11 protein-coding genes and 1 pseudogene are annotated in these 13,321 nt (G+C 40.3%); 10 read left to right on the top strand and 2 right to left on the bottom strand.

Annotation, left to right across the window (positions count from 1 at the left end; translation table 11 throughout):
- Positions 1-98: 98 nt before the first annotated feature.
- The 5 genes from AC5EUN_RS13120 to AC5EUN_RS13100 all read left to right on the top strand — a co-directional run bounded on the left by AC5EUN_RS13120 (position 99) and on the right by AC5EUN_RS13100 (position 6,187).
- Positions 99-2,138, top strand: a complete 2,040-nt coding sequence (locus tag AC5EUN_RS13120) for a UvrD-helicase domain-containing protein (RefSeq protein WP_493352374.1) — start codon at positions 99-101, stop codon at positions 2,136-2,138.
- Between the two features lie 42 nt (positions 2,139-2,180).
- Positions 2,181-2,633 (top strand): dUTP diphosphatase, encoded by a 453-nt coding sequence (gene dut, locus AC5EUN_RS13115; protein WP_287167033.1) that lies wholly within the window; start codon positions 2,181-2,183, stop codon positions 2,631-2,633.
- A gap of 196 nt (positions 2,634-2,829) precedes the next feature.
- Positions 2,830-4,257, top strand: coding sequence for a phosphomannomutase/phosphoglucomutase (locus AC5EUN_RS13110; RefSeq protein ID WP_010326013.1), 1,428 nt, complete (start codon positions 2,830-2,832; stop codon positions 4,255-4,257).
- Positions 4,258-4,267: 10 nt separating this feature from the next.
- Positions 4,268-5,170 carry an acetylglutamate kinase gene (gene argB, locus AC5EUN_RS13105; RefSeq protein WP_004984290.1) on the top strand — a complete coding sequence of 301 codons (903 nt, stop codon included), beginning with the start codon at positions 4,268-4,270 and terminating at the stop codon, positions 5,168-5,170.
- Positions 5,171-5,338: 168 nt separating this feature from the next.
- Complete coding sequence (locus tag AC5EUN_RS13100; RefSeq protein ID WP_010326014.1) at positions 5,339-6,187, top strand: class II glutamine amidotransferase; 849 nt, start codon at positions 5,339-5,341, stop codon at positions 6,185-6,187.
- A 39-nt stretch (positions 6,188-6,226) separates the two neighbouring features.
- Here AC5EUN_RS13100 and AC5EUN_RS13095 read toward each other — a convergent pair whose 3' ends face one another.
- Positions 6,227-7,252, bottom strand: coding sequence for an IS30-like element ISAba125 family transposase (locus AC5EUN_RS13095; RefSeq protein WP_004994718.1), 1,026 nt, complete (start codon positions 7,250-7,252; stop codon positions 6,227-6,229).
- Between the two features lie 56 nt (positions 7,253-7,308).
- On the opposite strand from AC5EUN_RS13095, the pseudogene AC5EUN_RS13090 reads away from it, so the two are divergent.
- Together AC5EUN_RS13090 and AC5EUN_RS13085 are read left to right on the top strand one after the other, a co-directional pair.
- Positions 7,309-7,569 (top strand): annotated as a pseudogene (locus tag AC5EUN_RS13090) (integrase core domain-containing protein); the annotation flags it as partial.
- A gap of 81 nt (positions 7,570-7,650) precedes the next feature.
- Positions 7,651-9,606: an alkyl/aryl-sulfatase gene (locus tag AC5EUN_RS13085; protein ID WP_000693745.1), complete on the top strand. Its 1,956-nt coding sequence runs from the start codon at positions 7,651-7,653 to the stop codon at positions 9,604-9,606.
- Between the two features lie 357 nt (positions 9,607-9,963).
- On the opposite strand, the gene AC5EUN_RS13080 is transcribed toward AC5EUN_RS13085, so the two are convergent.
- Complete coding sequence (locus AC5EUN_RS13080; protein WP_010326927.1) at positions 9,964-10,989, bottom strand: IS30-like element ISAba125 family transposase; 1,026 nt, start codon at positions 10,987-10,989, stop codon at positions 9,964-9,966.
- Positions 10,990-11,288: 299 nt separating this feature from the next.
- Between AC5EUN_RS13080 and AC5EUN_RS13075 the strand changes: the two genes are divergently transcribed.
- The 3 genes from AC5EUN_RS13075 (at position 11,289) to AC5EUN_RS13065 (ending at position 13,292) form a co-directional block, all read left to right on the top strand.
- On the top strand, positions 11,289-11,744 hold the full coding sequence (locus tag AC5EUN_RS13075) for a bacteriohemerythrin (protein WP_005400160.1): 456 nt from the start codon (positions 11,289-11,291) through the stop codon (positions 11,742-11,744).
- 142 nt (positions 11,745-11,886) lie between these two features.
- A complete protein-coding gene (locus tag AC5EUN_RS13070) occupies positions 11,887-12,969 on the top strand; it encodes a membrane protein (protein ID WP_029574954.1) in 1,083 nt (360 codons plus the stop codon).
- On the top strand, positions 12,969-13,292 hold the full coding sequence (locus tag AC5EUN_RS13065) for an RnfH family protein (protein WP_010326018.1): 324 nt from the start codon (positions 12,969-12,971) through the stop codon (positions 13,290-13,292). Before AC5EUN_RS13070 ends, AC5EUN_RS13065 begins: the two co-directional genes overlap by 1 nt.
- The last annotated feature ends 29 nt before the right edge of the window (positions 13,293-13,321 follow it).

Here is a 13,321-nt window from a genome sequence, read left to right as displayed (position 1 = left end):
CGGGTGGTTTTTTTATGACTGTTAAAATATGAATTTGCATTATGCATCTGTAGCGGAGATGACTATAATCGAGCTCGGAATGAAATAGAGGAAAGACTATGTCACTGGCAAGTCAATTAAACGACAAGCAACTTGAAGCCATGAAATACACTCAAGGACCCTTGTTAGTACTTGCAGGGGCTGGTTCAGGTAAAACTTCGGTGATTACCCGTAAGGTTGCTTACTTGGTGAAACACTGCGGTATTCCAGCGTATCGCATCACAGCGATGACTTTTACCAATAAAGCAGCACGCGAAATGAAAGAACGTGTCACTAAATTACTTTCACGCGAAGAGGCAAAAGGCCTTTCAGTTTCGACTTTCCATACCTTCGGTCTAAACATGTTGCGTTTAGAGTTAAAACACACACCATTAAAAAATAATTTTTCTATTTTAGATGCGGACGACTGTAAGCGTATTTTGATGGACTTGATGCACCGTGACAATTTATCCGGTGCGGAAAGTAAAGAGCTGATTGCCAAAGCCATGAAGATGATTTCAGATTGGAAAAACGATCTGATTCCACCTGAGCAAGCACACACCACCTGTGAAACCGCAGAAGATGTTCAGTTTGCGCACTTGTATCAACTGTATGAGCGTAATTTACGTGCCTATAATGCGGTCGATTTTGATGACCTGATCGTGATGCCGACGCGTCTTTTACAAGAAAATGCAGAAGTACGTGAGCGCTGGCAAAATCGCATTCGCTATTTATTGGTCGATGAGTATCAAGACACCAACACCGCACAGTATATTTTGGTGAAATTGCTGGTCGGGGTGATGGGACAGTTCACAGCTGTGGGTGATGATGATCAATCGATCTACGCATGGCGTGGTGCCAAGCCTGAAAATATGGCTTTGCTGAATGAGGATTTTCACAATTTAAAAGTGATTAAACTCGAACAGAACTATCGTTCGACCAGTCGTATTTTGAAAGCGGCCAATACTGTGATTGGTAACAATCCGCATATTTTTGATAAAAAACTGTGGTCAGACAAAGGACATGGTGAAGTCATTCGAGTGATAACGTGCCGCAATGATGACGATGAGTCAGAACGCGTGGTGAAAGACTTAATTACCCATAAACTGATGAATGGTAAAAATTGGAAAGATTACGCCATTTTGTATCGGGGTAATTTCCAAGCACGTGCACTGGAAACACAACTGCGTCAAATGCAGATTCCGTACAAATTATCAGGTGGTCAGTCGTTCTTCGGACGAGCTGAAATCAAAGACGTGATGAGCTATTTGCGCGTCATTATTAACCCTGAAGATGACAGTGCATTTTTACGGATTATCAATACACCTAAACGTGCCATTGGGCCTGTGACTTTAGAAAAGCTGGGTCTGTTTGCACAAGAAAATCATTTGTCGTTGCTCTCTGCAGCGGGTGATCAGCGTCTCACCATGGTGATTCCTAAAAAAGCCACCACACAGTTGGCGGAGTTTGCAGACTTCATTACCACCTTCACTCGTGAGTTGCTTGAGGATGATGAACCTGTGCCAATTATCCGTAAGATGATGGTTGAAGCGGGTTATATCGACTATCTCAAAGAGTCTGCGGCGACGCCTGCGCAGGAAAAAACCAAGCTGGATAATATTGAAGTGTTGTATAGCAGTATTCAAAGTTTGATTAACCGTGCTGAAGATGTTGATGAGAAAAATATTGAAAGTGTGATTCGTAAAATGGTGTTGCTGGATATGTTAGAGCAGCAGCAAGAAGAGGAAGACACTGACAAAGTAAACTTATTGACGCTGCATGCGTCTAAAGGTCTTGAGTTTCCATATGTTTATCTGATTGGACTTGAGGAAGAGTTGCTGCCGCATAAAAACTCGATTGCCGCCGATACAGTTGAGGAAGAGCGTCGCCTGATGTACGTGGGCATTACCCGTGCGCGTCAGGGTTTAACCATTACGCTTGCAGAACAACGTAAGGCGGGCGGTCAAATGAAGCAAATGACGCCAAGTCGCTTCTTGGATGAGTTACCGCAAGATGAGTTGGAATGGTTGGGGCGTAAAAAGAAACTGGCGGGCAATGTCGATCCGAAATTACAAGCGCAGCATTATTTAGACAATTTACGTGCTTTGATTAAGCGCTAATTATTTTTTGTTTTAGAAATTTATTGTACTAGGAAAAAGAGAATGAAAGTTCAGGTTAAAGTGTTGGATTCGCGTTTAGGCAATGAATGGCCAATGCCAACTTATGCGACAACGGGTTCAGCCGGCTTAGACCTTCGTGCATGTGTCGATGTTGCGACCGTCATTGAACCAGGACAAACTGTTTTGGTCAAAACGGGTTTATCTATTTATATTGAAGACCCGCACTTTGCAGGTTTAATTTTACCGCGTTCAGGTTTAGGTCATAAGCACGGTATTGTTTTGGGTAACTTGGTGGGATTAATTGATTCGGACTATCAAGGTGAATTGATGGTTTCAGTTTGGAACCGTAGCCAAACGGCTTTCAGTTTAGAGCCAGGTGAACGTCTTGCACAGTATGTACTCGTACCTGTGATTCAAGCACAGTTCGATATTGTAAATGAATTTGAAGCGACAGAACGTGGTGCAGGTGGTTTCGGACATACTGGTCAAAACTAATCTCTCAGTGATAAAGTAAAACAACAAAGCCTCTCCTTGAAAGAGGCTTTGTTGTTTTAATGCTGAATGATCATTTTTAGTTCATAAAAAGTTACAACTCTTTTTTGAATCCTTAGTAAAATTAAACCCAGCGTTAAGCATAACAACAAGGACAGCTGAAAGAGCTGTTGATCTGAATAAATTAGAAGTTAGACCTATGGATTTTCAGCCAAAATTTCCTGCACATATTTTTCGTGCCTATGACATCCGTGGCAAATTGGATGTTATGAGTGCTGAGCTGATTCGTGCCATTACACAAGCGCTCGCAACTCAATATTTAAAGACTGGGCAGACACGTTTAGCCATTGGTTATGATGCTAGACAAAGCAGTCCTGCTTTTGCAGAAATTATTTACAAAGAATGTCTTAAACAGGGCTTAGATGCGCAAATCATCGGATGTTGTGCTAGTCCTGTGTTGTATTACACGGCACGTCAGTTCGACGGCAATGGCATTATGGTGACAGCCAGCCACAATCCGAAGTCGGATAATGGGATCAAATGGATTATGCAGGGTGAGCCTCCTTTACCTGAGGCAATCCAACAGGTGGCACGCGATGCAAATGAATATTTTGACAGCCATGCAGAGATGAACTGGCAAACGTTGCCACATCAGATCGTGCCTGAATATTGTCTGGCTTATCAGGCGGCATTGCTCAATGATATACAGCTCATGCCTCAACCGCGACCCTATAAAGTCGTGGTGGATGGTTTATACGGTTCAGCGGGGCGTTGTGCCGTTTTGGTCTTAAAGAAACTCGGCTGTGAGGTGCATGCTTTACGCTGTGAGGCCAATGGTGAATTTCCTGAACATGCCCCCGATCCATCTCAAGCCAAACATCTAGATCTACTACGAAACGCCGTGCAACAGCAGCATGCCGATATCGGTATTGCCTTTGATGGGGATGGTGACCGTGTTGTATTGATTGATGAAAAGGGCGTAATCATTTCAGCAGACCGTTTATTGTCCTTGTTTGCGCACATGTGTTTGGCTGATCATCCAGCACATGAAGTGGTTTTTGATGTGAAATGTTCCACCATGGTTCGAAATACAGTATTGGCCCATCACGGTATTCCAAAAATGATTCGCACAGGTAGTTCTTTTTTGCGGAAATATTTGGCGCAATCTGAAGGGCATGCGGTTTTTGGCGGTGAATATGCAGGGCATTATGTATTTAATGATGGTCGTGGCTTTGGTTATGACGATGGTTTATATGCCGCACTACGTGTGCTGGAATACTTAAGTTTGAAGCAATGCACTTTGTCCGAAGCACTGGCAGACTACCCAGAACGTGCCAGTACAGAGGATATTTATATCAGCACCCATCAGATTTCACCCGCGCTGGTTTTAGCGAATGTGGAAAAACAAAGTCAGCACTTTCAAGCAGAAATGAGTAAAATTGATGGCGTAAGACTTGATTTTGAGGATGGATTTGGCATTATTCGAGCATCGAATACGGGCGAGTATTTTACCGTGCGTTTCGACGCGGACAGTGATCAGCGGCTCCATCAAATTCGCCATAACTTTGTGCACATGCTGACGGCAGATTATCCGCAGATTGCACAAGACCTATTAGACGCCCATTAAGGAGAGGCACATGCCACATCAACATACTGGCCTCGACAAAGCACAAGTCCTGACTGAAGCTTTGCCGTATATTCAACGTTTTGCTGGAAAAACGCTAGTAGTGAAATATGGTGGCAATGCAATGACCGATCCTGAGCTTGAGAGCTCGTTTGCACGTGACATCGTTTTGTTAAAAACCGTCGGTTTAAATCCAATCGTGGTGCATGGCGGCGGTCCACAAGTGGATTCGTTTTTAAAGCAATTGGGGCGTGAGTCGGATCGTATTGATGGTATGCGAGTGACCGATCCAGCGACCATGGAAGTGGTTGAAATGGTGTTGGGCGGTAGTGTGAATAAATCTATCGTGAACTTGATTAACCAACATGGCGGTCGTGCCATTGGTTTAACGGGTAAAGATGGTAATTTACTGCGTGCACAAAAGTTACTGATGGAAAAAACTGCGGAAGATGGCACGGTACAAAAAATTGATCTAGGCCTAGTGGGCGAAGTGACCAGTGTTAAAACCGATGTATTGGAAATGTTTACCAGTGGTGATTTTATTCCTGTGATTGCACCTTTAGGTGTGGATGAAGAGGGCAATACTTATAACATCAACGCGGATTTGGTGGCTGGAAAAGTGGCTGAAGCTTTAGGTGCTGAAAAGCTGATTTTGTTGACCAATATTTCAGGTGTTTTAGATGAAAATAAAAACCTGCTCACGGGTCTAACCACCCAAGAAGTTGACCGTCTCATTGAAACGGGCGTGATTTACGGCGGGATGATTCCGAAAGTGGGTTGTGCTCTAGATGCGGTGAAAGGTGGTGTGGTAAGCGCGCATATTGTGGATGGTCGTGTGCCACATGCAACGTTGTTGGAGATTTTCACCGATCATGGTGTCGGTACATTAATTACCAATCGCAGTAATAAACACTAGCATTTTAAAAAAGCCTCTTCGGAGGCTTTTTTTAGGCCTATGCATTTTATAAAAATAGTTTTATGCGTGAATGTGTTCGGGTTATGAAGCATTGTGAATTGCAAGCCAGTCAGGACTCATGCACAATAAAACCATCATAAATAAATATGTTTAAATAAGATCAAGATTATGTGCCAACTGCTCGGAATGAACTGTGCAACACCGACTGATATTACCTTTTCATTTCGAGGCTTTTCACAGCGCGCGGGGATTACTTCAGACCATTGTGACGGTTTCGGGATAGCTTTTTTTGAGGATAAAGCCTGCCGTTTATTCGTTGACAATCAATCTGCAGTTGAGTCGCCGATTGCTGAATTAATTCGGAACTATCCGATCAAATCACGCAATGTGATTGCCCATATCCGCAAAGCGACGCAGGGAAAAATTAACTTAGAAAACTCACATCCATTTAGCCGTGAGCTATGGGGGCGACAGTGGATTTTTGCGCATAATGGCGATTTGCATGACTTTGATCCTGTACTTTCAGGACGCTTTACCCCAGTTGGCAATACCGACAGTGAACGTGCATTTTGCTATTTACTTGATCAGCTGGTGAACAAGTTTGGCTATATCGAGCCAAGTCTAGATCAAGTTTTTGATTTATTAACGGATATTTCTCCACGGATTGCGGAGCATGGCACGTTCAATTTTTGTTTATCGAATGGACAAGCCTTGTTTAGTTATGCCATTACCAAACTGCATTGGTTGGTGCGTGAGTACCCATTTAAACCTGCGCAGCTGATCGACATTGATGTTGAAGTCGATTTTAGTCAAGTGACTACCGCAGAGGATCGCGTGGCCGTGATTACTACCGAACCGTTGACTCAAAATGAAGCGTGGACAGCCTTTGCACCAGGGGAAATGATTTTATTTCAATATGGCAAAGCGATACGCCACCAAATGACCCATGTGGAACGTTTAATCCGAGAAGCCAAAGATCCGTCTTTAAAACGCGTTACTAAAGCGGATCAATATTAATTTATTTCAAAATGATTGGAATATAAAAGCATGGCGAATTCAAACATGAGGTGCGACAGTTTCAAAAGCCATATGATAATCAACAAGCTGAGCAAATTTCTCTAATGGTGTAAGCCAATCTAACGCCTTTCTAGGACGAGTATTCAGTGACATGGCAACTTGATTTAAATAATGCTGATCTGCCTGATTTAAATCAATCCCTTTAGGTAAATATTGCCTAATTAAACCATTCATATTTTCGCATGTGCCTTTTTGCCAAGGTGAATGTGGGTCACAGAAATATACATCTATGCCTAAATCTTCTTCGAGTATTTTATGTTCTGACATCTCGCGTCCACGGTCATAGGTCAACGTTTTACGCAGTTCTGCAGGTAAATATTTCAGAGCTTCAGTTAAAGCCTTGCGCACTGATTCTGCCTTTGCATCAGGTAATGTTGCCAAGATACAGAGCCGTGTATTTCGTTCAATAAGTGTTGCTATCGAACTTTTATTGTCTTTACCTTTAATTAAATCAGCTTCCCAATGACCCGGTATTTTTCTTTCTTGAACTTCGGCTGGGCGCTCATGAATAGTTTTAATATCCTGTAATATAGAATCTTTTTTAGGTTCACCGTTAGCTTTTCGCTTTTTATTTTCATGACGCAGACAGGATAATAAGTCTTTTTTCAACTCACCCTTGGGTAATGCTCGTATCGTTGAATAAATCGTTGTATGGCTTACATTCATTGTTTGATCCAAATCAGGAAATGTCTTTAAACGCTTTGCTATTTGCTGAGGAGACCATAAACAACGGATCGCTTCAACAATAAATTTCCAGAGGATTGAATCGATTTTGAGTTTTCTGTGACCACGTCTACGTCTAGCGAAGGTGTTATCAGAAGCATATCGAGCTTGATAAACGTCATTGATGCTATTTCTTTTAAGCTCACGATAGATCGTACTAGGATGTCTTTTAATGAGTTCAGCAAATTTTCTGGCTGAAAAGCCTTCTTTTCTTGACTCAAGCATTAATGCAGTACGATCTTCAAAGTTAAGATGATGGTATGACAATTTTATATACTCCATAAACCCTTTAAATTAATTAGGTGGTTTATGTCGCACTTCAAGTTTTACTCTGCCATGTATTGAAATCAAATGACATCCAAATCAGCATGGATGGTAAAGGTCGATGGGTTGATAATGTGATGGTTGAACGATTATGGCGGAGCGTTAAATATGAAGAGGTGTATCTCAAAGCCTACAGCAATGTTTTGGATGCGAAGAAGCAATTAAACGCATATTTTGAATTTTATAATTTGAAACGACCTCATTCGAGTCTGGACAAAATGACTCCAGATGAGTTTTACTATGACCAGCTACCACAACAAAATAAGGTAGCTTAACTAGAGCAGAGTATCACTTATAAATAAGCTTTTAGTTGTTCAAACATGTGGGACCACCTCTATTTAAAAAAAGGAAAGAAGATGAAAATTAAGTTTTTAACAGTTTCATTGATGCTTATTCTGCCATTTTCTGTTTTTGCAGCAAATACTGTAGTAGAAAAAGCGGTCATTGAATCAAATAATACATATAAGGCGAAGTATAACTTAGAGGATATGACTGAGTTTAATCAGGCTCAAAAGGGCTTTATTGCCAAGCCAACAGGTCAAATTAAAAGTGAGAAAGGCAATGTTATCTGGGATTTTGATGCATTTAGTTTTTTACAAGATCAAGCACCAAATACCGTTAATCCCACTCTATGGCGACAAGCAAAATTAAACAACAATGTTGGGCTATTTAAAGTAACAGATCGAGTTTGGCAAATTCGTGGTTTTGATTTGGCAAATATGACCATCATTCAGGGTGATACTGGCTGGATTATTGTGGATACATTAACCTCTAAAGAAACGGCTGAAGCAGCACTTAAATTTGCTAGACAGCATTTAGGTGAGCAAAAAATTTCAGCCATTATCTTTACCCATAGCCATATCGATCATTTTGGTGGTGCATTAGGCGTTCTTTCTAGCGAAGAAATTAACGCTAGAAAAACTCCAATTATTGCGCCAAAAGGCTTTATGGAAGAAGCGACCAGTGAAAATGTGATGGCAGGTTCAGCCATGATACGTCGTGCGACTTATATGTATGGAACTTTTCTACCTAAAAATGCGGAAGGATTGGTGGATACAGGTTTAGGTAAGGCTGTTGCTGTGGGAAAAATGGGCATCCTTGAGCCTACACAACTGATCACTCAACCAGAACAGAAAATGACGGTTGATGGCTTGGATTTTGTGTTTTATAACGTGCCGGGTTCAGAAGCACCAGCAGAATTAACGTTCTCTATCCCATCATTGAAACTTTATAACGGCGCAGAAATTCTATCTCATACCATGCATAATCTTTATACCCTTCGGGGTGCTAAAGTCCGTGATGCCTTAAAATGGGTGGGCTATCTAGACCAAGCAATGCAGCATGCCAAAGCATCCGATGTATTGATTGCACAGCATCATTGGCCTGTCTGGGGCAATGACAATATTCAAGATTTTATTAAAACCCAGCGAGATGTTTATAAGTTCACGCATGATCAGACGGTGAGATATATGAACTCTGGTTTTAATGGCGCTGAAATTGCCGAAAAAATTAAGCTTCCAGCGGCACTTGATCAAAAACTATATGCTCATGGCTATTATGGAACCCTAAAACATAATGTAAAAGCAGTATACCAATATTATATGGGATGGTTCGATGCCCATCCTTCCAATTTAGATCCATTACCCCCTAAAGCTGTTGCAAAAAAATATATTGAGTTAGCAGGTGGGGAGAACAATGCATTGAAAAATGCGCGGGATGCCTACGCTCAAGCTGACTATAGATGGGCTGCCGAGATTTTAAAACATATTGTGTTGAATAACCCTCAAAACCAACAAGCAAAAGACTTATTGGCGAATACTTATCGTCAATTGGGCTATGCTGCTGAGGCTTCAACTTGGCGTAATTTCTTTTTGGTGGGCGCTCAAGAGCTACAAAATAATGTACCCCTACAAAATACTTCTGATCCGAGTGATTTATTGATTCATACACCAACTGAAAGATTTCTTGAAGCTATGGCGACAAATTTAGATGTGGAAAATTTAAAAAATGAAAACCAGTGTATCAATCTGGTTTTGTCGGATACCAAAGAGCATTTTTCATTATGGGTTGAAAACTCAGTCATGCAGTTTAAGCGTTATGATGAAAGTAAAGATTTGGCATTGGATTGCCCTACATTAACCTTAACCAAGCCCTTATATCTAAAAATGATTACAGGTCAAATAGAAGGGGTAAAAGTCCTGCTTTCTAAAGACAGTAAAGTCAAAGGTAATCCACTGAAAATTGGAAAATTCTTTGCAATGTTTAAACGTCCAGATTCAATTTTCCCGATTGTGACTCGACCAAATGGCTAAGCTCAAATAAGTAAAGTCGAAACTTAAATTAATAGATCCAAAGAAATGGGTGAAATTATCAACTTGGTTCTCCCAATCTTATAACAGGAATACAAGAAATTATTTCTTGTATTCCTCTTTAAAATTAAAAGTAAGCTATATGTATTTTAACTCTATTGATACTTTATTAAATGGTTTTTGAATTTTTATACTTTATTTTCGATGGAGATATTTTTATTAGTAGCTTGTTTAAAAAAGATTTGTTTATTTTTCTATTAATTGCTTCTAAATAATAACTTCAATATTTTTGTGGTTAAAAGGCAAGGGGGTATTATGATGTGTTTTTTATTGAAAATAAGCTTTTATATTAGGGCGAATTCAAACATGAGGTGCGACAGTTTGAAAAGTCTTATGATAATCAACAAGCTGAGCAAATTTCTCTAATGGTGTAAGCCAATCTAACGCTTTTCTAGGACGAGTATTCAGTGACATGGCAACTTGATTTAAATAATGCTGATCTGCCTGATTTAAATCAATCCCTTTAGGTAAATATTGCCTAATTAAACCATTCATATTTTCGCATGTGCCTTTTTGCCAGGGTGAATGTGGGTCACAGAAATATACATCTATGCCTAAATCTTCTTCAAGTATTTTATGTTCTGCCATCTCGCGTCCACGGTCATAGGTCAACGTTTTACGCAGTTCTGCAGGTAAATATTTCAGAGCTTCAGTTAAAGCCTTGCGCACTGATTCTGCCTTTGCATCAGGTAATGTTGCCAAGATACAGAGCCGTGTATTTCGTTCAATAAGTGTTGCTATCGAACTTTTATTGTCTTTACCTTTAATTAAATCAGCTTCCCAATGACCCGGTATTTTTCTTTCTTGAACTTCGGCTGGGCGCTCATGAATAGTTTTAATATCCTGTAATATAGAATCTTTTTTAGGTTCACCGTTAGCTTTTCGCTTTTTATTTTCATGACGTAGACAGGATAATAAGTCTTTTTTCAACTCACCCTTGGGTAATGCTCGTATCGTTGAATAAATCGTTGTATGGCTTACATTCATTGTTTGATCCAAATCAGGAAATGTCTTTAAACGCTTTGCTATTTGCTGAGGAGACCATAAACAACGGATCGCTTCAACAATAAATTTCCAGAGGATTGAATCGATTTTGAGTTTTCTGTGACCACGTCTACGTCTAGCAAAAGTGTTATCAGAAGCATATCGAGCTTGATAAACGTCATTGATGCTATTTCTTTTAAGCTCACGATAGATCGTACTAGGATGTCTTTTAATAAGTTCAGCAAATTTTCTGGCTGAAAAGCCTTCTTTTCTTGACTCAAGCATTAATGCAGTACGATCTTCAAAGTTAAGATGATGGTATGACAATTTTATATACTCCATAAACCCTTTAAATTAATTAGGTGGTTTATGTCGCACTTCAAGTTTTACTCTGCCCATGTTTATAATAAAATAAAACATGCTTTTATTTTGGTACATACTTATAAAATAATAAAATTGATTAAATAATAACTGATTCTTTTGGTCGGATTTAAATTTATTTACTTATTTAAAATAAATACTTAAGTTTAATTTAATGAAAATAGTATAAAACCAACCAATTTGATTCACTTTTATTTTTAATTCTAATCGATATGATTAATTCATGTAATTAATCTATTAATTTTTATTGGGTGGTCGGAATGATAATGAAGTGGGTTCCAGAATATAATACTGGTATCGATGTGATTGACGATCAACACCGTCGTATTCTTGATTATATCAATGAAATTGATGCGATTGATGTCAATACTGACCGTGAACGCGTGAAACAGATTTTAGAAAATATTATTGATTACACACAGTCTCACTTCACTTTTGAAGAGTCTCTCCAAGAAGAAGCAGGTTATAAATATCGTGTGCCACACAAACGTGTACATGATTTATTTATTAAAAAAATTGAATCTTATCGTGACCGTTTTGAGCTGGGTCATTCAATCGAAGCTGAGCTGCATGAAGTGTTGTCGAAATGGCTGATTAACCATATCCAGCATGATGATGCAGATTATGTCGGTGCCGTAAAAGAAAATATGATGGGCATTATTAAAGAAAAAGAAAAGAAAAAAGGGAAAAATTGGTTTGCTCGTTTCTTTTCATAAGTGAGCCAAACGAGGGATAAAAACAATAAATTTTAATTATATTTAGCGCAGCAAATCATCAGTTTTGATGGTTTGCTTTTTGTTTTTGATTTTCATAAGCGAGCAAGGCAAAATAGCGCAAGACTTATTGAAGGAACGCATCATGCAAGACAATGCTCTGTCACGATGGTTATCGCCGCTGATGGCATTTTGTTTATCATTTATTATCATTGCCACACTTGCACCCTTGGTGGGAATTCAGGTTGAACGTCAGCTCGACTTTTGGTTACTTTGGTTAGTGACCATGGTGATCTTGGCTTTACCTGTGTGTTACTTAGAAATTGCCTTAGCCAAGCGTTCAAAAACCACGGCATTGAATGCTTTGTTGAGTTTGACGCGTGATGCCGATGCTTCTCAGACGTGGCGTCTTGTTGGATGGCTTGCTGTCGTCTTTATTCCTTTTTTAGCGGGCGGCATGTTGTCTAATGCTGCGCAATTATTAAATCAATATGCACTGGCCGATATGACATCGTCCGTGATCTTTATTGCTTTGGCTGTGGTTGCGATTGCGTTGTCTTTTGCCCCACGTCTGTTGACCTTAGCGTTAACGGCGGTCGGTGTGCTGATCTCCTTAGTGCTTGCAAACCTCTCTGGTACAGGAACCGCTGAGTGGCAAGTGACGCCGGTTGAATTTTCAGAATGGGGCAGTGCAACGGTATTGGCTTTGGTGGCAAGCGGTTTAGGACTCGGCCTGTACTGGCAGAACAGTTTGGCACAAGTTCAACAGCAAGATGCTGCAAGCAAGACTGTTTTACCGATTTGGATTGCACAAATTTTGGCGGTGGTTGCTTTTGCATTTTTTGCAGTCCAAGCGGCATTACCTGCGTATGCGATTGCCTTAACTGCAGTTGTAGCGGCAGCCGTGCTGTTACAGATGGCACGTGAGCAGTTGGCTCAGCGCCAGTTAAATATTGTGATTCAGTGGCTCGTGCTGCTGGCTGCAACGTTGGTGTGGTTGATTCCAGCCACTGGCCTGATCTTTAACATTTTACTGATGTTGTGGGGCTTAGTGATTTGTTTGATTTATGCCATTTTTGCTGGTTGGATTATGAAAATTAGCCATTTACGTAAGTCGATGAACTTTAGTAATGAAGCTTTTTATAATATTTGGCGCATTGCTGTGCGTGTTGTATTACCCGTTTCTATCGTATTGGCCATTGTAGCCGTACTTGGAAAACTGATCTAATGCGCATGCTTCAACAAGTCTGGGTTGCCTATGCAACAGCAGACCAGCAGTTTCATATCAGTGTGCCATTTTCTGAAGGAATGACGGCGCAGGATGCGATTCAGCTGAGTGGCATAGGTTCGCAGGTTGAATTGCCTGAGCCTTTACAATTGGGCATCTTTGGTGTCCGCTTGAAAGACCTTCAACAGGTTTTACAGGCAGGGGATCGTGTTGAAATTTACCGACCTTTGAGCATTAATCCTAAAGATATTCGAAGGATACGTGCACAAAATAATCCTGTGGGTCGCTTTGCAAAAGGCAATCGCTTAAAACAATCGAAATGATATGAAAAACCCCTCAGTTGAGGGGTTTC

Source organism: Acinetobacter sp. CAU_H_S170_2 (assembly GCF_058890445.1).
This window is presented reverse-complemented; position numbering and strand designations above follow the sequence as displayed.